At 44.2% G+C, this 19,546-nt stretch carries 13 protein-coding genes and 3 rRNA genes; all 16 read right to left on the reverse strand.

Going from position 1 to position 19,546, the window contains the following annotated elements; all coding sequences use genetic code 11:
- Positions 1 to 65: 65 nt before the first annotated feature.
- Positions 66 to 1,139: a DNA integrity scanning diadenylate cyclase DisA gene (disA, locus tag PB1_RS06470; protein ID WP_003351456.1), complete on the reverse strand. Its 1,074-nt coding sequence runs from the start codon at positions 1,137 to 1,139 to the stop codon at positions 66 to 68.
- A 2-nt stretch (positions 1,140 to 1,141) separates the two neighbouring features.
- On the reverse strand, positions 1,142 to 2,524 hold the full coding sequence (gene radA / locus PB1_RS06475) for a DNA repair protein RadA (protein WP_003351457.1): 1,383 nt from the start codon (positions 2,522 to 2,524) through the stop codon (positions 1,142 to 1,144).
- Positions 2,525 to 3,032: 508 nt separating this feature from the next.
- Positions 3,033 to 5,477 carry an ATP-dependent protease ATP-binding subunit ClpC gene (gene clpC / locus PB1_RS06480; protein WP_003351459.1) on the reverse strand — a complete coding sequence of 815 codons (2,445 nt, stop codon included), beginning with the start codon at positions 5,475 to 5,477 and terminating at the stop codon, positions 3,033 to 3,035.
- Between the two features lie 13 nt (positions 5,478 to 5,490).
- Entirely contained in the window at positions 5,491 to 6,522 is a 1,032-nt protein-coding gene (locus PB1_RS06485; RefSeq protein ID WP_420796295.1) for a protein-arginine kinase McsB, read from the reverse strand.
- Positions 6,523 to 6,566: 44 nt separating this feature from the next.
- Positions 6,567 to 7,115 (reverse strand): protein-arginine kinase activator protein McsA, encoded by a 549-nt coding sequence (locus PB1_RS06490; RefSeq protein ID WP_003351461.1) that lies wholly within the window; start codon positions 7,113 to 7,115, stop codon positions 6,567 to 6,569.
- Positions 7,116 to 7,142: 27 nt separating this feature from the next.
- Positions 7,143 to 7,607 carry a CtsR family transcriptional regulator gene (locus PB1_RS06495; protein ID WP_420796290.1) on the reverse strand — a complete coding sequence of 155 codons (465 nt, stop codon included), beginning with the start codon at positions 7,605 to 7,607 and terminating at the stop codon, positions 7,143 to 7,145.
- Between the two features lie 1,062 nt (positions 7,608 to 8,669).
- Positions 8,670 to 8,786, reverse strand: a 5S ribosomal RNA gene (gene rrf / locus PB1_RS06505).
- A gap of 202 nt (positions 8,787 to 8,988) precedes the next feature.
- Positions 8,989 to 11,922 (reverse strand): 23S ribosomal RNA (locus PB1_RS06510).
- Between the two features lie 151 nt (positions 11,923 to 12,073).
- Positions 12,074 to 13,626, reverse strand: a 16S ribosomal RNA gene (locus PB1_RS06515).
- Together the 16S, 23S and 5S rRNA genes form the textbook arrangement of a ribosomal RNA operon.
- Before the next feature lie 437 nt (positions 13,627 to 14,063).
- Positions 14,064 to 15,548, reverse strand: coding sequence for a lysine--tRNA ligase (gene lysS, locus PB1_RS06520; RefSeq protein ID WP_003351466.1), 1,485 nt, complete (start codon positions 15,546 to 15,548; stop codon positions 14,064 to 14,066).
- Between the two features lie 201 nt (positions 15,549 to 15,749).
- Positions 15,750 to 16,751, reverse strand: a complete 1,002-nt coding sequence (gene dusB / locus PB1_RS06525; RefSeq protein WP_003351467.1) for a tRNA dihydrouridine synthase DusB — start codon at positions 16,749 to 16,751, stop codon at positions 15,750 to 15,752.
- A gap of 18 nt (positions 16,752 to 16,769) precedes the next feature.
- Positions 16,770 to 17,000, reverse strand: a complete 231-nt coding sequence (locus PB1_RS06530; RefSeq protein WP_003351468.1) for a helix-turn-helix domain-containing protein — start codon at positions 16,998 to 17,000, stop codon at positions 16,770 to 16,772.
- Positions 16,952 to 17,476: a 2-amino-4-hydroxy-6-hydroxymethyldihydropteridine diphosphokinase gene (folK, locus tag PB1_RS06535; RefSeq protein ID WP_003351469.1), complete on the reverse strand. Its 525-nt coding sequence runs from the start codon at positions 17,474 to 17,476 to the stop codon at positions 16,952 to 16,954. Before folK ends, PB1_RS06530 begins: the two co-directional genes overlap by 49 nt.
- 3 nt (positions 17,477 to 17,479) lie before the next feature.
- Positions 17,480 to 17,839, reverse strand: a complete 360-nt coding sequence (folB, locus tag PB1_RS06540) for a dihydroneopterin aldolase (protein WP_003351470.1) — start codon at positions 17,837 to 17,839, stop codon at positions 17,480 to 17,482.
- Positions 17,839 to 18,672 carry a dihydropteroate synthase gene (folP, locus tag PB1_RS06545; protein WP_003351472.1) on the reverse strand — a complete coding sequence of 278 codons (834 nt, stop codon included), beginning with the start codon at positions 18,670 to 18,672 and terminating at the stop codon, positions 17,839 to 17,841. The genes folB and folP overlap by 1 nt, the downstream gene beginning before the upstream one ends.
- 11 nt (positions 18,673 to 18,683) lie before the next feature.
- A complete protein-coding gene (pabC, locus tag PB1_RS06550; protein ID WP_003351473.1) occupies positions 18,684 to 19,544 on the reverse strand; it encodes an aminodeoxychorismate lyase in 861 nt (286 codons plus the stop codon).
- Positions 19,545 to 19,546 lie beyond the last annotated feature (2 nt).

The raw sequence follows: 19,546 nt of genomic DNA on the forward strand, positions 1-19,546 counted from the left end.
AATAAAGTGTCAAACAATTTAAATTTTCATTCTAGCATATGAAAATAGTTAGATCAATTACAAAATTACAATTGCCTGTCAGCAAAAAGCTGATCCTTTAACAGTTTAAGCCCTTCCTTAATTTTTCTTGCTCTTACCTCACCAATCCCTTCCACATCATCCAGCTCCTCAACAGTAGCATTGATAATTTCCGGGAGTTTCTCAAATCGTGTAATGAGATTTTCTATAATAATTGGCGGGAGCCGCTGAATTTTGCTCAACATTCTATAGCCTCTCGGAAAAATAATTTCATCTATATGTACATAACCGGTGTAGCCAAGCAGTTTTAAAATAGCCTGATCCTCAACAACTTCTCCCTGGGACATTTCCTGAAGGCGGAGAAGAATTTCTTGAGTTTTCACTTCCCGATTATGGGCATAATCTTTTATGATGTGCATCGCTTCTTTTTCCATATCAGTGAGCAGTTCGTTCATTTGCAGGCGGATCAGCCGCCCTTCAGTGCCAAGTTCATTTACATACATTAACAATTCGTTTTTAATCCTTGACACCATTTCAAAGCGGTGGATTACTTGTAAAACATCGCTGTATGTAACCAGTTCCTCAAACTCAAGAATACTTAAATTTGCTATGCTTTGCTCCAGTACGGCTTTGTATTTTTCAAGAGTTTGGATGGCCTGATTTGCTTTCGTTAAAATAACGGCAATATCCCTCAAGGCATAACGGATATTGCCATGATACAGCGTGATTACGTTTCTCCTCTGGGAAATAGCGATGACCAATGCTTTCGTTTGTTTGGCTACTCTTTCTGCTGTCCGGTGCCGCATGCCTGTTTCGGTAGAAGGGATGCTGGGGTCGGGAGCAAGCAGAGCGTTCGCAATTAAAATTTTATTTCCCGTATCATTTAGAATAATTGCCCCGTCCATTTTGGCAAGTTCATATAAATAACTGGGAGTAAACGGACAATGAATCTCAAAGCCCCCATCTACAATGTTTTTCACTTTTTCGTTGTAGCCCACGACGATAAGACCGCCGGTGTTGGCTCGAAGGACATTATCAATTCCTTCTCGAATAGGTGTGCCGGGCGCCATAAACTCCAAGATTTCACTCATAGTCTTATCACTCAGCCGTTTGTTATCCATGATCATCCTCCTAACGTAACTTGAAGTGCCTGGCTCACGGAAGAAACTCCGACCAATTCGATACCTTTCGGACCTTTCCATCCTCCGAGATTATTTTGCGGCAAAATCACTCTTTCAAAACCGAGTTTCGCTGCTTCCTGCACCCTTTGCTCAATCCTTGAAACTCGCCTTACTTCGCCCGTTAATCCGACTTCGCCGATAATACAATCCGTTGGCCTTGTCGGCTTATCTCGAAAACTGGAAGCAATGCTGACCGCAATTGCCAGATCAATAGCCGGCTCATCAAGCTTTATTCCGCCGGCCACTTTTAAATATGCATCCTGGTTTTGAAGCAGCATTCCAACCCTTTTTTCAAGAACAGCCATTAAAAGCGGAACCCTGTTATGATCAACACCTGTTGCCATCCGCCTCGGAATTCCAAAACTCGAAGGCGAAATAAGCGCTTGAATTTCTACAAGGACCGGCCTCGTGCCTTCCATTGACGCGACAACTGTGGAACCTGCTGCACCATGAGACCGTTCCTCAAGAAAAATTTCCGACGGATTTTCTACTTCTTCAAGACCAAATTCTTTCATCTCAAAAATACCCATTTCATTTGTCGATCCGAACCTGTTTTTGACTGCGCGCAATATGCGGTATGTATGGTGCCTCTCTCCTTCAAAATATAAAACGGTATCAACCATATGTTCCAAAAGGCGCGGACCTGCAATAGAGCCTTCTTTTGTCACATGCCCGACAATAAAAACAGCAATCCCTTTCGTTTTCGCAATTCTCATCAATTCTGCAGTACACTCTCTTACCTGCGAAACGCTTCCGGGTGCGGACGTAACTTCCGGGTGAAAAACCGTTTGGATTGAATCGACAATTACAAAGCTTGGTGAAACATTTTCAATTGTTCTGCTTATTTCCTCAAGATTGGTTTCTGAATACACAAGCAAATTTTCAGAAGACACTCCAAGGCGGTCCGCCCTGAGCTTTGTCTGGCGCAGCGATTCCTCCCCGGATACATATAAAACTTGATAGTTTTTTGCAGCAAGTTGTGAAGATACTTGTAAAAGCAATGTTGATTTTCCTATTCCGGGGTCCCCTCCGATTAACACTAAAGAACCCTTGACAATCCCGTTTCCAAGGACCCTGTTTAATTCATTTAGATCTGTTTGAATGCGAGGTTCACTAGCGGTTTCAATTGAAGTAATCGGCGTAGCTTTTGAAGGAACTGAGGAAGATCCGACAGAATGTGCGAAAGCCCTTCTTCTGCCGATGCCGGCAGGTTCCACTTCCTCGACCATTTTGTTCCATTCTCCGCAGCCAGGGCATTTCCCCATCCATTTTGGCGATTCATAGCCGCATTCTTGACATATAAACTTCGTTTTTCTTCTTGCCATAAATTTCTTCCTCTCTTAACATACCTTTCAACGTCCACTTTTATGATTCATTTGCCCTTATTATATATCTTTTACAAAAAACGAGCATGAGTATTAAACTCCAAACCCTAACATGGAAATAGCTTTCATTATAAAACTGAACCAACATAATAAGGCGGTGTGAGCGAAGCCAAGCTCTAAATATTTTCAAAGCTAAACAAGTATCTTGCTAAAAATAAGTTGCCATTTCTATCTTTATTGTCGCAGCTCCGCCCCTTTTCCACAAAAAACGTGCATGAGTTTTAAACTCCCAACCCTTACATGGTAATAGCTTTCATTAATAAAACTGAACCAACATAATAAGGCGGTGTGAGCGAAGCCAAGCTCTAAATATTTACAAAGCTAAACAAGTATCTTGCAAAAATAAGTTGCCATTTCTATCTTAATTGGCGCAGCTCCGCCCCTTTTCCACAAAAAAGAGATACACGCAAACATCTTTACGTGTATCTCGGCTCAAATGATTCATTTTTTACAAATTCGTCGTTGTTGTCGGTTCCGCTGTTTTAACAACAAACTCCCCATCTTCCACATCGATTACAACACGTTGACCGGTTAACACTGCCCCTTTCAGCAGTTCTTCAGATAATCGGTCTTCAATATGCTTTTGAATAGCCCGGCGAAGCGGACGTGCCCCGTATTCAGGATCATATCCTTCTTCCGCGATTTTTTCTTTTGCCGCATCGGTTAATTCCAGATGAATATCTTGCTCTTTCAAACGTTTCATTAATTGTTCTGCCATTAATGAAACAATTTCTCTTAAATGCTTTTTCTCTAATGCATGGAACACAATAATTTCATCGATACGGTTAAGGAATTCAGGACGGAACGCTTTTTTCAGCTCTTCCATTACTTTTCCTTTCATATCTTTGTAGTCCTGTTCGCCATCTTGAATGTTAAAGCCTACATATTTATTACGCTTCAGCGCTTCCGCACCGACGTTGGATGTCATTATTAACACAGTATTGCGGAAATCTACCGTCCGGCCCTTAGAGTCGGTTAAACGGCCATCTTCAAGTACTTGCAATAAGATGTTGAAAACATCCGGATGTGCTTTTTCGATTTCATCAAGAAGTATGACAGAGTACGGTTTTCTTCGAACCTTTTCTGTCAGTTGGCCGCCTTCTTCATAACCGACATACCCCGGCGGTGAACCGACAAGACGAGAAGTTGAATGTTTCTCCATGTATTCGGACATATCGATTCGAATCATTGCATCCTCATCCCCGAACATGGCTTCAGCCAAAGCACGGGCAAGTTCTGTTTTCCCGACACCAGTAGGGCCAAGGAAAATAAATGAACCGATCGGGCGTTTTGGATCCTTTAACCCCGCCCGGGCACGGCGAACAGCCTTAGAAATTGCTTTCACAGCTTCTTCCTGGCCAATCACGCGTGAGTGTAGGATTTCTTCAAGTTTTAAAAGTTTCTCCGTTTCTGTCTGTGCAAGCTTGGAAACAGGAATGCCGGTCCAGCTTGATACGACACTTGCGATATCCTCCACCGTTACTTCGCTGTTCTCTTGTCCTTGTTTTTCTTTCCATGATTTCTTCGTTTCTTCGAGCTGTTCACGCAAACGTTGTTCTGTATCCCTTAAAGAAGCTGCTTTTTCAAATTCCTGGCTTTGGACCGCTGCATCTTTTTCTTTTCTTACTTCCTCAAGCTTCATTTCCAGTTCTTTTAAGTTCGGAGGTGTTGTGAAAGAACGCAGTCTTACTTTTGATCCTGCCTCATCAATTAGATCGATCGCTTTGTCCGGCAGGAAACGATCAGAAATATACCTGTCTGACAGCTTAACGGCAGCGTCAATTGCTTCATCAGTAATGGATACACGATGGTGAGCCTCATACCGGTCACGAAGACCCTTTAAAATTTGGATGGATTCTTCAGGCGTAGGTTCATCGACCATAATCGGCTGGAAACGTCTTTCAAGAGCTGCGTCTTTCTCAATGTACTTCCGATATTCATCAAGCGTTGTCGCACCAATACATTGAAGTTCCCCTCGGGCTAATGAAGGTTTCAAAATGTTTGAAGCATCAATTGCGCCCTCAGCTCCACCCGCACCAATTAATGTATGCAGCTCATCAATAAACAAAATTATATTGCCGGCCTGGCGGATTTCATCCATTACTTTCTTTAAGCGGTCCTCAAACTCGCCTCGGTATTTTGTTCCGGCTACAACCGTACCCATGTCAAGGGTCATAACCCGTTTGTCTCTTAAAATTTCCGGAACTTCATTATTGACAATTTGCTGGGCAAGACCTTCTGCGATCGCTGTCTTTCCGACACCCGGTTCGCCTATTAATACCGGGTTGTTTTTTGTCCGGCGACTTAACACTTCAATGACTCTTTGAATCTCTTTGCTTCGTCCAATGACCGGATCCAAACTTCCTTCACGGGCAATTGCTGTTAAATCACGGGCCAGACTGTCTAATGTAGGCGTATTGGCGCTGACAGCCGTTCCGCTTTGATGCCCTCCTGATTCGTTGCTGCCCAATAATTGAAGAACCTGCTGGCGGGCCTTATTAAGGCTTACGCCAAGATTATTTAAAACCCGGGCTGCGACTCCTTCACCTTCACGGATTAACCCCAATAATATATGCTCTGTCCCAACGTATGAATGACCAAGTTTACGAGCTTCATCCATTGAAAGCTCAATCACTTTTTTAGCTCTTGGAGTGTAATGGATCGTCTGCGACACTTCTTTTCCGGTTCCAATCAGGTTTTCTACCTCTTTTTGAATCTTTTCGGAACCAAGCCCCAAGGCGTACAGCGCTTTTGCAGCAATCCCTTCGCCTTCACGGACAAGACCTAACAAAATATGCTCTGTGCCAATATTATTATGTCCTAAACGGATGGCTTCTTCCTGTGCTAATGCAAGCACCTTCTGAGCTCTTTCTGTAAAACGTCCAAACATCATATGATCATCCTCCTTACTTTTCTTTATTTTCCATAGTTAGTCTTTCTCTTATTAAAGCAGCTCTGCGAATATCTCGTTCTTCAGGACGCAAAGGACCTCCCGCATATTGTTGCAGAAACCCGGGCTGCGTTAAAATCATCAATTCATTCAATATTTTTTTAGACAGGTTCTTAATATAGCCCATATCAATTCCGAGTCTGACATCTGAGAGGCATCGAGCTGCCTCCTTTGATTCAATAATCCTGCTGTTGGCCAGAATTCCGTACGAGCGGAATACTCTGTCTTCTAATTGTATGTTTAAAGTTTTTGCTAATGCTTCTCTCGCTGACCTTTCCTGCGTAATTAACTGTCTGACAACACTTTTTAAATCTTCTACAATATCATGTTCAGATTTTCCAAGTGTGATTTGGTTTGATATTTGAAAAATATTTCCTAATGCTTCGCTTCCTTCACCGTATATACCTCTTACCACCAAACCAAGCTGGTTAATCGCAGGAATGATTCGATTCAGCTGCTGAGTTAATACAAGAGCTGGCAAATGCATCATTACAGATGCTCTAATTCCCGTCCCAACGTTTGTTGGACAGCTTGTTAAATATCCTTTATATTCATCAAAAGCATAATCAATATGTTCCTCCAGCCAGTCATCGACCTCATTGGCTACATTGAGGGCTTCGGTTAGCTGAAGACCGGGGAATAAACATTGGATGCGAATATGATCCTCTTCATTAATCATGATGCTGACTTCCTCATTCTCAGAAAGCAAGCAGGCTCCGTGATTTGAATGTTCAGCAAGATGTGGGCTTATGAGATGTTTTTCTACCAAAACTCTTTTTTGAAGAGGCTGCAACTCATCCATTTTTAAAAGCTCTAATGTTCCTATTTGTCCCGGAAAGCCTTTGCTCGCATGTTCTTCAATTCTTTTAAGTACAGCAAAAGCTTCTTCATAGGAGTATAAAGTTGGAAATCTAAATTCACGTAAATTCCGCGCTAGCCGGATGCGTGAGCTCAGGACGATATCCGAGTCAGGACCTTCAGCACTCATCCATGAGCTGACGGCCTGGCTGATAAAACGTTCCAAAGACAAGCTTAATCCCCTCCCTCGTTAAACTCCGAAATCTTTTTTTCCAGCGAACGGATCTCGTCTCTTATTATTGCAGCTTTTTCAAATTCTTCGTTTGCAATCAATTCTTTTAGGCTGTTTTTTAGATTTTCCAATTTTTTCTTAAGATGAATATTACCTCCAATTCTTTTTGGAATTTTGCCATTGTGGATCGAATTGCCGCTGTGCAATCTTTTAAGAACAGGATTTAAGTGGTTTTTGAATGTCTCATAGCAATTTGCACACCCAAAGCGCCCTACTTTAACAAATTGAGAAAAAGTCATTTTACAAATGCTGCATTGAAATACTTCTTCATTTTGAAAAGGATCTTGCTTTGCATGTTGGAAGGTTGGTTGAATATTTAACATCCCTGCTAATAAATTATTGATAGAAAAACCTGTACCATTATTAAGCATAAACATTTCGCCCTTTTCATGTGCACACTTCTCACATAAATGGACTTCTGTTTTATCTCCATTAATAATTTTTGTAAAATGCAGCGTTGCCGGCCTTTGATTACATTCCTCGCATATCAATGTTTTCACCTCTCTGCTCGCTTGTGTTTATTTATATTTTAGAGATGTCAGCATCGCTTTTAGCATCCGGGCTCTAAGTTCATCTCTGTAAGGAAGATCTATATATAATACTGAACGGTCAATTACGCTTAGCATGATTTTCGCTTCTCTTTTTGTAATAACCTCTTCTTCAATCATTCGATAAATGACGGCTTCCGCACTGCTCTGCGAAATTCTGTTTTGAATTAACGAAAGCAAGTCATCTATTAAGTCTGCATTTTCATTGGTCTTCACTTTCATAATGCGTATATAACCGCCGCCGCCGCGTTTACTTTCTACGGCATATCCTCGTTCTATCGTGAAGCGGGTATTGATCACGTAATTGATTTGTGACGGAACACATTGAAACTTCTCAGCAATCTCGCTCCTTTTAATTTCGACAACTTCACGTTCACTCATTTCAAGAACGTTTTTAAGATAGTTTTCAATGATATCCGATATGTTTCTCACCAATCCTCCTCCAATCTGACTTTGACTATATTTGACTTTAATTATACATGATTTACGTAGAGAGATGCAACGCTCGATTGTTATTTTATTTTTTCCAAATATGCCTTTCTCAAACCTTTATTATGGTAAGGAGTTCTTTTAAAAATGGAGATTAAACGTCTTGCTGAGGATAAGGTTTTTGGCAAAACGGTTTCTTGTGTGGCAATCTATGTATGGTGATAGATCATTTATTGAATGAAAAGTCATGAAAGTGGTACGGCGGTTTATACATTATATAATGATGGCTCAATTATTGCAATTATGGTTCATTTATGGGAATGAAGGTTCAATTGGTCGGAACAGGGATCATATATTGGATTGAAGGCGCATATCTAAGAATAAAGACTCAATATCTGGACGAAGGATCATATTTTGGAATGAAGGATCATAGGTCGGAGCAAATGATCATAATTCAGAACGAAGGATCTTGTATTGGATTGAAGGCTCATTAATGAAAATGAAACCTCATTTATCGAGATGTGTTTTTTGCAAAATAAAAGTGCAGATGTTGCAAATAATTTGGCTTAGCCCAACTTTACATGAAGAGGCGGGCATGATTGCCTTGTTGGGCAAAGCCAGCCATTAATACTGCTACTGCTGGCTTCTTGGCCTAGTAGTCATGCCCGCAGAGGCTCAAATGTCAAGTTGCAATTCTCTGTATTCCCGGTTGCACAACTCTGCATTTTTCAATTGCACAAAACAAAGATGAAAGCTCATATATCAAAACAAAGGCTCATTTATCTGAACGAGGGATCATAAATCAAAATAAAGGCTCATATTTCTTGACGAAGGCACATATATCGGAATGAAGGCTCATATTTCAGATCCAAGGCTCATATATCAAAATAAGGGCTCATAAAATGAAATAAAGGCTCATAACCTTCCGAAAAGTAGAATTTAAAGCGAGTATACCTCCAAAAATCAGGTGTTATTTCCACCTTCCAGCCAAAAAACGGCTCTTTTTTTATGATAAAATCACCGTCAAAATGCAAAAAGAACAACCAAATCAGGTTGTTCTTTCATTTTGCCCGGCAGCGTCCTACTCTCGCAGGGGCAATGCCCCAACTACCATCGGCGCTGAGAAGCTTAACTTTCCGTGTTCGGTATGGGAACGGGTGTGGCCTTCTCGCCATCGCCACCAGACTTATTTCCTTGAGAATTCATTCTCTCAAAACTAGATAATGATTGAAGAAGATGGAAGATTGAGTATCGTTTTAATGGTGTCCGGTTCCCGGCTCCTAGCCTCTCGAGGTTGCTTCGCTTCTTCTGTCAAAGTCTTTAGGACTTTTCCGCCAGAAACTCCGGCACTTGTCGAGGCTAAACAGTCGACCTCCACCTTTTCTTAATAGTTAAGTCCTCGATCGATTAGTATCTGTCAGCTCCACGTGTCGCCACGCTTCCACCTCAGACCTATCAACCTGATCATCTTTCAGGGATCTTACTAGCTTGACGCTATGGGAAATCTCATCTCGAGGGGGGCTTCATGCTTAGATGCTTTCAGCACTTATCCCTTCCGCACATAGCTACCCAGCGATGCCTTTGGCAAGACAACTGGTACACCAGCGGTGCGTCCATCCCGGTCCTCTCGTACTAAGGACAGCTCCTCTCAAATTTCCTGCGCCCGCGACGGATAGGGACCGAACTGTCTCACGACGTTCTGAACCCAGCTCGCGTACCGCTTTAATGGGCGAACAGCCCAACCCTTGGGACCGACTACAGCCCCAGGATGCGATGAGCCGACATCGAGGTGCCAAACCTCCCCGTCGATGTGGACTCTTGGGGGAGATAAGCCTGTTATCCCCGGGGTAGCTTTTATCCGTTGAGCGATGGCCCTTCCATGCGGAACCACCGGATCACTAAGCCCGACTTTCGTCCCTGCTCGACTTGTAGGTCTCGCAGTCAAGCTCCCTTATGCCTTTACACTCTGCGAATGATTTCCAACCATTCTGAGGGAACCTTTGGGCGCCTCCGTTACTTTTTAGGAGGCGACCGCCCCAGTCAAACTGCCCGCCTGACACTGTCTCCCGCCCCGATCAGGGGCGCGGGTTAGAATTTCAATACAGCCAGGGTAGTATCCCACCGGCGCCTCCACCGAAGCTGGCGCTCCGGCTTCTCAGGCTCCTACCTATCCTGTACAAGCTGTACCAAAATTCAATATCAGGCTGCAGTAAAGCTCCACGGGGTCTTTCCGTCCTGTCGCGGGTAACCTGCATCTTCACAGGTACTATAATTTCACCGAGTCTCTCGTTGAGACAGTGCCCAGATCGTTACGCCTTTCGTGCGGGTCGGAACTTACCCGACAAGGAATTTCGCTACCTTAGGACCGTTATAGTTACGGCCGCCGTTTACTGGGGCTTCGATTCAGAGCTTCGCGTAAGCTAACCCCTCCTCTTAACCTTCCAGCACCGGGCAGGCGTCAGCCCCTATACTTCGCCTTGCGGCTTCGCAGAGACCTGTGTTTTTGCTAAACAGTCGCCTGGGCCTATTCACTGCGGCTTTTCCGGGCTATGCACCCAGAAAAGCACCCCTTCTCCCGAAGTTACGGGGTCATTTTGCCGAGTTCCTTAACGAGAGTTCTCTCGCTCACCTTAGGATTCTCTCCTCGCCTACCTGTGTCGGTTTGCGGTACGGGCACCTTTTCCATCGCTAGAGGCTTTTCTTGGCAGTGTGGAATCAGGAACTTCGGTACTATATTTCCCTCGCCGTCACAGCTCCGCCTGATGCTGACGGGATTTGCCTCGTCAGCGGCCTAACTGCTTGGACGCGCTAATCCAGCAGCGCGCTTGCCCTATCCTCCTGCGTCCCCCCATCGCTCAAACGGAAAAGAGGTGGTACAGGAATATCAACCTGTTGTCCATCGCCTACGCCTTTCGGCCTCGGCTTAGGTCCCGACTAACCCTGAGCGGACGAGCCTTCCTCAGGAAACCTTAGGCATTCGGTGGATGGGATTCTCACCCATCTTTCGCTACTCATACCGGCATTCTCACTTCTAAGCGCTCCACCAGTCCTTCCGGTCTGGCTTCAACGCCCTTAGAACGCTCTCCTACCGCGGACACCGACGGTGTCCACCCACAGCTTCGGTGATACGTTTAGCCCCGGTACATTTTCGGCGCAGAGTCACTCGACCAGTGAGCTATTACGCACTCTTTAAATGGTGGCTGCTTCTAAGCCAACATCCTGGTTGTCTAAGCAACTCCACATCCTTTTCCACTTAACGTATACTTTGGGACCTTAGCTGGCGGTCTGGGCTGTTTCCCTTTTGACTGCGGATCTTATCACTCGCAGTCTGACTCCCAAGGATAAGTCTTTGGCATTCGGAGTTTGTCTGAATTCGGTAACCCGATGAGGGCCCCTAGTCCAAACAGTGCTCTACCTCCAAGACTCTTGCACTTGAGGCTAGCCCTAAAGCTATTTCGGAGAGAACCAGCTATCTCCAAGTTCGATTGGAATTTCTCCGCTACCCACACCTCATCCCCGCACTTTTCAACGTGCGTGGGTTCGGGCCTCCATCCAGTGTTACCTGGACTTCACCCTGGACATGGGTAGATCACCTGGTTTCGGGTCTACGGCCGCATACTCATTCGCCCTGTTCAGACTCGCTTTCGCTGCGGCTCCGTCTTTTCAACTTAACCTCGCATGCGACCGTAACTCGCCGGTTCATTCTACAAAAGGCACGCCATCACCCATTAACGGGCTCTGACTACTTGTAGGCACACGGTTTCAGGTTCTCTTTCACTCCCCTCCCGGGGTGCTTTTCACCTTTCCCTCACGGTACTGGTTCACTATCGGTCACTAGGGAGTATTTAGCCTTGGGAGATGGTCCTCCCTGCTTCCGACGGGATTTCACGTGTCCCGCCGTACTCAGGATCCACTCGAGGAGGGAACGAAGTTTCAACTACAGGGTTGTTACCTTCTCTGACGGGCCTTTCCAGACCTCTTCGTCTACTCCGTTCCTTTGTAACTCCATACAGAGTGTCCTACAACCCCAAGAGGCAAGCCTCTTGGTTTGGGCTGTTCCCGTTTCGCTCGCCGCTACTCAGGGAATCGCGTTTGCTTTCTCTTCCTCCGGGTACTTAGATGTTTCAGTTCCCCGGGTCTGCCCTCCTAACCCTATGGATTCAGGTTAGGATCCTATCCCATTACGGATAGGGGGTTTCCCCATTCGGAAATCTCCGGATCAATGCTTACTTACAGCTCCCCGAAGCATATCGGTGTTAGTCCCGTCCTTCATCGGCTCCTAGTGCCAAGGCATCCACCGTGCGCCCTTTCTAACTTAACCTAAAAGGTTTGAAACCTAAAATGGCGATACTCGGTTCTTCTTTTGCCTTCTTCAATACGATTATCTAGTTTTCAAAGAACGAAGTTCTGAGGAATTGCTCCCTCAAAACTAAACAAACAAAAGCGCTCAACTTCATGTTTAAAATCCTTAGAAAGGAGGTGATCCAGCCGCACCTTCCGATACGGCTACCTTGTTACGACTTCACCCCAATCATCTGTCCCACCTTAGGCGGCTGGCTCCTTAAAGGTTACCTCACCGACTTCGGGTGTTACAAACTCTCGTGGTGTGACGGGCGGTGTGTACAAGGCCCGGGAACGTATTCACCGCGGCATGCTGATCCGCGATTACTAGCGATTCCGGCTTCATGCAGGCGAGTTGCAGCCTGCAATCCGAACTGAGAATGGTTTTTTGGGATTGGCTCAGGCCTCGCGGCTTAGCAGCCCTTTGTACCATCCATTGTAGCACGTGTGTAGCCCAGGTCATAAGGGGCATGATGATTTGACGTCATCCCCACCTTCCTCCGGTTTGTCACCGGCAGTCACCTTAGAGTGCCCAACTGAATGCTGGCAACTAAGGTCAAGGGTTGCGCTCGTTGCGGGACTTAACCCAACATCTCACGACACGAGCTGACGACAACCATGCACCACCTGTCACTCTGTCCCCCGAAGGGGAACGTCCTGTCTCCAGGATTGTCAGAGGATGTCAAGACCTGGTAAGGTTCTTCGCGTTGCTTCGAATTAAACCACATGCTCCACCGCTTGTGCGGGCCCCCGTCAATTCCTTTGAGTTTCAGCCTTGCGGCCGTACTCCCCAGGCGGAGTGCTTAATGCGTTAGCTGCAGCACTAAAGGGCGGAAACCCTCTAACACTTAGCACTCATCGTTTACGGCGTGGACTACCAGGGTATCTAATCCTGTTTGCTCCCCACGCTTTCGCGCCTCAGCGTCAGTTACAGACCAGAGAGCCGCCTTCGCCACTGGTGTTCCTCCACATCTCTACGCATTTCACCGCTACACGTGGAATTCCGCTCTCCTCTTCTGCACTCAAGTTCCCCAGTTTCCAATGACCCTCCACGGTTGAGCCGTGGGCTTTCACATCAGACTTAAGGAACCGCCTGCGCGCGCTTTACGCCCAATAATTCCGGACAACGCTTGCCACCTACGTATTACCGCGGCTGCTGGCACGTAGTTAGCCGTGGCTTTCTGGTCAGGTACCGTCAAGGCACCGCCCTATTCGAACGGTACTTGTTCTTCCCTGACAACAGAGCTTTACGACCCGAAGGCCTTCTTCGCTCACGCGGCGTTGCTCCGTCAGACTTTCGTCCATTGCGGAAGATTCCCTACTGCTGCCTCCCGTAGGAGTCTGGGCCGTGTCTCAGTCCCAGTGTGGCCGATCACCCTCTCAGGTCGGCTACGCATCGTCGCCTTGGTGAGCCGTTACCTCACCAACCAGCTAATGCGCCGCGGGCCCATCTGCAAGTGATAGCCGAAGCCATCTTTCAGCTCTTTCCCATGCGGGAAAGAGGATTATCCGGTATTAGCTCCGGTTTCCCGAAGTTATCCCGGTCTTGCAGGCAGGTTGCCCACGTGTTACTCACCCGTCCGCCGCTGACTTCAGGAAGCAAGCTCCCATCAGTCCGCTCGACTTGCATGTATTAGGCACGCCGCCAGCGTTCGTCCTGAGCCAGGATCAAACTCTCCAAAAAAGAGTAAGATAAGCTCAAAAATAATAGAATTAACGTTGACGCTTTTGTTTGTTCAGTTTTCAAAGAACAATTCTTATTCGCCGCTCAGAAGCGACTTTTCTATTTTACTAGGCGCTAAACCTTGTGTCAATACTTTTTTCGATTTTTTTATTGCTTTCTTGCAGCAACAGATAATAATATAGCACCATTATTTATTTGTTGCAATACATTTAAATATACTTTTTGTGCGATAGCCAAAGAAAAAATATTTCCGCTAATCCCTTAATTATAATCAATATTTGCGAACTAACTCCCATATAAAAAAGGCTGGCTCATAAGCAAAGGGCCGGTACCCCTCCAATACAATATATAGATAAACACTAATAAAACCATTCTATATATTGTCTTTATCAGAGGGAATAAGACCCATATGAGCCAGCCTCTTTTCGGCTTGAAAATTAACGATGGCGCATGAGCGGGAATAAAAGAACATCCCGAATGGATGGGGAATTTGTCAACAGCATGACAAGCCTGTCAATCCCGATTCCTAAACCGCCTGTTGGCGGCATTCCATATTCAAGTGCTTCAACGAAATCATCGTCCATCATGTGGGCTTCATCATTTCCCTGCTCCCGTTCTTTAAGCTGAGCTTCGAACCGTTCACGCTGATCAATTGGATCATTTAATTCAGTAAACGCATTTGCATGCTCACGACCGACAATAAATAATTCAAAACGGTCTGTGAAGCGAGGGTCTTCTTCATTCTTTTTAGCCAATGGTGAAATTTCAACCGGGTGTCCGTAAATAAATGTTGGCTGAATCAAATTTTCTTCTACTTTTTGCTCAAAAAATTCATTAACAATATGGCCAAACAGCATATTATCATTAATTTCAACATTGTGCTCTTTGGCAAGCGCACGGGCTTCTTGAGTGCTCATCTCTTTCCAGAAGTCTACACCAGTATGCTCTTTAATTGCATCGGCCATGTGAAGTCGTTTCCATTCCGGTTTTAGTTCCACTTCATGATCGCCATATTGGATGGTTGTCGTTCCAAGCACTTCCTGCGCAATATGAGCAATTAAGTTTTCGGTTAGTTTCATAATGTCACGATAATCAGCATACGCTTCATAAAGTTCAATCATTGTGAATTCGGGATTATGGCGGGTTGATACCCCTTCATTTCGGAATACACGGCCAATTTCATATACTTTTTCAAGACCGCCAACAATTAAACGTTTTAGATGAAGTTCGATGGCAATACGCATATATAAGGGCATATCAAGAGCATTATGATGGGTGATAAACGGACGGGCAGAAGCTCCCCCTGCAATCGCGTGCATCATTGGCGTTTCCACTTCCAAATAGCCGTGGTCATCTAAATAACGGCGCATGGATTGGATAATCCGGCTTCGGGTAATAAATGTGTCCTTGCTTTCGCTGTTCATAATTAAGTCTAAATAACGTTGGCGATAACGCTGCTCCACGTCTTTTAATCCGTGGAATTTTTCCGGCAGCGGACGAAGAGATTTTGTTAATAGAATGAATGATTCTACTTTTACGGAAAGTTCGCCAACCTTTGTTTTAAAAAGTGTACCTGTTACCCCTACAATATCACCGAGATCAGCAGAATTAAAAATTTCATATTGCTCTTCACCAACAGCATCAAGGCGGACGTAAATTTGAATTTGGCCGGTTAAGTCTTGAATATGGGCAAACCCGGCTTTCCCTTTTCCGCGCTTAGTCATGATGCGGCCGGCAATCTTTACAGAAACATTCTTTTCTTCAATTTCATCTTTATCAAGATCTCCATATGTATTGATCAGTTCCTGCGTATGGTGAGTTCTTTCAAATCGTTTACCGAACGGATCATAACCTTTTTGGCGAAGTTCGTTCATTTTGTCTCTTCTAACCTTTAATTGGTCATTTAATTCTTCATGACTCACAATTAATCAACTCCAATATAAATCTTTATGTTAAGCATGGTAATAGTTGAATTCGGAATGCATGCTTTATTATTTTACACAATCTTTAAAAATCAGACATCATAAATGTAATAAATAGAATAAAAACTGCCAGTTCATCCACTGGCAGCTTCTAACCATTAACAAAAGTATTATAGATAATGAGCCTAGTTATGTCAAATCTTATACTGCTTGTGATTGATTTTGTTCTTTTTGTTCAACTTCTTCGACGAGATTCGTTAATAACGAAACAAGTTCATCCCGTGTATTGCATTCATTAATTGCATTCCGAACCTTTGCATTACCTCGGATTCCTTTAAGATACCATGCGGCATGCTTTCTCATTTCACGAACAGCAATGTTTTCATTTTTCAATGCAATTAAGCGGTCTAAATGCAAAATGCACACATCAATTTTTTCACGTACTGACGGCTCTCCGATCAGTTCACCTGTCTCAAGATATTTAACTGTGCGGTATATCATCCATGGATTACCGAGTGCCGCACGGCCGATCATAACACCGTCCACTCCGGTTTCATCAAGCATCCGCTTTGCATCTTGCGGAGTCTCTACATCACCGTTTCCGATAACCGGAATGTTAACAGATTGTTTTACTTCACGGATGATATCCCAGTTTGCCTTCCCTTCATACATTTGATAACGAGTGCGTCCATGAACGGCTACCGCTTTTCCGCCGGCACGTTCAACGGCCTGCGCATTTTGAACTGCATAAATATGTTCTTCATCCCAGCCTATGCGCATTTTTACAGTGACTGGTTTTTCTACTGCATCGACTACTGCTGCAACCATATCATAAATTTTATTCGGATCCAGCAGCCACTTAGCTCCGGCATCAACTTTTGTAATTTTCGGTACCGGACAGCCCATATTGATATCAATAATATCGGCATTCGTGTTTTTATCAACAAACTTTGCAGCTTCAACCAATGACTCTTTTTCTCCGCCAAAAATTTGCAGGCTCAACGGTTTTTCTCGTTCATCGATATAAAGCATATCCAATGTTTTTTCGTTCTTGTAAACGATCCCTTTGTCACTTACCATTTCCGCGTATACAAGCCCCGCTCCAAACTCTTTTACAGTCAGGCGGAACGCAGAGTTGCACACACCAGCCATTGGCGCAAGCACAACCGGGTTTTTCATCTTGATGTCGCCGATTTTCAGCATGTTGTACCTCCTTTTATACTAAGGTGACGATTCTATATCATTTTCCTCAGGCGGAATTAATTCGTCTATATGAATATTTAACAAAGCAGCAACTTCCTTGAGGAAATCCTTTGAAGGCATTCGGTTTCCTCTTTCCACTTCTCCTAATATGGAAACGGAAACACCAAGCTCCTTGGCAAAACCTTCTTGTGTATAACCCTTTAATTTTCGAAAAGCGCGAATACGTCTCCCCCATTTTTCTGCTTCCATATTCGAACTCCTTCTTTATTAGCGATTGTTTCTAGAAAAGGATCAAAAGGCTTCTTCATCACCGGAAGCATGCTGTTTCTGATTTCCATAAAAGGAATCATGACAAATGCTCTTTCTTTCATCCGAGGATGAGGAACTTTTAGTTTCTCTGTTTCAATATTTTCGTTATTATATAAAAGAATGTCAAGATCTATCGTCCGCGGACCCCACTTTTTTTCCCTTTTCCTTCCAAATTTTTGTTCGACGTCAAGACAAATATCCAATAATTCAAAGGGTCCTAAAGATGTATTTACTTTAATTACCATATTCAAAAATTTATTCTGGTCTTCATAGCCGACCGGATCAGTTTCATAAATGGAAGAAGTTCTTACTACTTTGATTTCTTCAAAGCTGTCTAGTTCTAAAACAGCTTTTTTTAAATACGCGTACCGGTCCCCGATATTCGAACCAAGAGCGATAAATGCACTATTTTCCACTAATTATCTTCTCCTTGTAATCTCTACTGCCACAGATTCATAATGGCCGGGAATCGGCGGGTCCGGTTTTGTCACTTTTACCGTGCATGATTCAATCGTTTCAAAATCATGAAGGATTTTCGAAGCGATTTTTTCTGCAACTGCTTCCACGAGCTTATATGGTTTTCCTTCAACCACTTCCCGGCAGACTTCATATAAGTCTCCATAGTTGACCGAGTCTTCCAGGTTATCACTCTCTCCCGCTTTTTTCAGATCATGTTCAACTGTCAAATCAACAATGAAGCGCTGGCCGAGTTTTGTTTCTTCCAGAAAAACTCCATGATAGCCATAGAATGTCATTTGATTTAACATGATTTTGTCCATCAAATTTCCCCCTTTCCAATAAGGGCATCCATCATTTTGGCAACCCTACTCATTTCTTTCACATCATGAACGCGAATGATCTGGCAGCCTTTCTGAATCCCGTAGCAGACTGTCGCTGCTGTGCCTTCCACCCGTTCCGTTACCGGCAGATCCAATACGTGGCCAATCATCGATTTTCGCGATGTTCCTAAAAGTACCGGAAACCCTAGTGCAACTAATTTGTCCAAATTTCTCATCATTTCAATGTTTAGCGTCAAATCTTTTGCAAACCCGATGCCTGGATCTAAAATAATCATATCATCTTGCACTCCGGCATTTTTGACTAACGTAATGCTCTCATACAAATCATTGATCACATCACGGAAAAAGACGCTGTAATCCCGGTTGTTTCGATTGTGCATGAGGATAATTGGAACTTGAAAATCAGCCGCAACCGCAGCCATTTCCGGATCTGCTTTTGCACCCCATACATCATTAATAATATGGGCACCTGCCTTAATTGCTTGCCTAGCCACTTCCGCTTTATAAGTATCGATTGAAATCGGCACATTTACTTTTGAAGCAACCGCTTCGATCACAGGAATAACCCTCTCCAACTCCACTTCCAACGGTACGGGCTCATGCCCGGGGCGTGTTGATTCTCCCCCGATATCAATAATATCCGCGCCATTCTCGACCATTTCAAACGCACGTTCGACAGCTGATTCCAGTCGGTTGTATTTACCTCCATCCGAAAAAGAATCTGGTGTTACGTTTAAAATCCCCATGATAATTGTTTTTTTTTCATAATCCAGCCTGTAAGGGCCGGCTTGAATGATTTGTTTAAATGCCACTTTTTTTCCTCCTAAACGATTTCGTTTCTGCTCCATAAAGTCATACAGTACTTACGGAGTTCACGATGCAGCAGCCGGACTGTTTTCCCTTCCAGCCCTGCCATTTGCTTATTTTGAAAGTTCGAAACCGGAACGACTTCCTGAATCGAATTTGTCAAAAAGATTTCTTCCGCACTTTCGGCATCTTTCGGTTTATAAAAACCTTCCTGTACTTCATATCCACGCTTTTCTGCGAGCTTCATGACAAACTGTCTGGTGACTCCATTTAAAATCCCCGTTTTGACAGACGGGGTGTACAGCGTTTTTCCCTTCACCCAGAAAATATTAGAGACAATTCCTTCAGCCAAAAATCCTTCTTCTGTTAGAAAAATCCCTTCACGGCGAGGATTGCTGCCTATTTCGCGCTTTGCTAAAAAATTGTTAAGGAAATGGTGTGATTTTAATCGGATATCGGACTCAGGCGTATTTCTTTTAATATTTAAAATGGAAATTTCTTTCTCGACTAGTTCCCCCGCTGTTGGAAGGGGCTTTGAAAAAATGATCACATTAGGGCTTTCATACGGGTCTGTCTGCAAACCAACCTCTCCTGCGCCCGCTGAAACATTAAGCCTTATGTATGCGTTTTTCCAGCCATTCTTTTTCATTAAGCATGTTAATATCTCTGCCACTTCGCTCCGATTAAACTCCGCACATATGTTTAGTGTTTTTAAACCGCTGTTTAGGCGCTCGAGGTGATCATCGAGCAAAAAAGGATGCCCGTCATAGATGCGAAAAGTTTCAAATAATCCGAGCCCGTACAAAAACCCGTGGTCAAATGGCGAGATCGCTGCCTCATTCTCCTCCACAAGTTTTCCATTTATATAAATGTACATCG

The organism is Bacillus methanolicus PB1, assembly GCF_000262755.1.
Taxonomy (GTDB): Bacteria; Bacillota; Bacilli; order Bacillales; family Cytobacillaceae; genus Bacillus_Z; species Bacillus_Z methanolicus.

Excerpts from the sequence above, each read along its gene's own strand:
- PB1_RS06485 (WP_420796295.1), bottom strand. The coding sequence starts at position 6,522 with ATGAGTGCTGAAGGTCCTGACTCGGATATCGTCCTGAGCTCACGCATC.
- PB1_RS06530 (WP_003351468.1), bottom strand. The coding sequence starts at position 17,000 with ATGGAAGCAGAAAAATGGGGGAGACGTATTCGCGCTTTTCGAAAATTA.
- clpC (WP_003351459.1), bottom strand. The coding sequence starts at position 5,477 with ATGATGTTTGGACGTTTTACAGAAAGAGCTCAGAAGGTGCTTGCATTA.
- radA (WP_003351457.1), bottom strand. The coding sequence starts at position 2,524 with ATGGCAAGAAGAAAAACGAAGTTTATATGTCAAGAATGCGGCTATGAA.
- disA (WP_003351456.1), bottom strand. The coding sequence starts at position 1,139 with ATGGATAACAAACGGCTGAGTGATAAGACTATGAGTGAAATCTTGGAG.
- folB (WP_003351470.1), bottom strand. The coding sequence starts at position 17,839 with ATGGACAAAATCATGTTAAATCAAATGACATTCTATGGCTATCATGGA.
- pabC (WP_003351473.1), bottom strand. The coding sequence starts at position 19,544 with ATGTACATTTATATAAATGGAAAACTTGTGGAGGAGAATGAGGCAGCG.
- dusB (WP_003351467.1), bottom strand. The coding sequence starts at position 16,751 with ATGCTGAAAATCGGCGACATCAAGATGAAAAACCCGGTTGTGCTTGCG.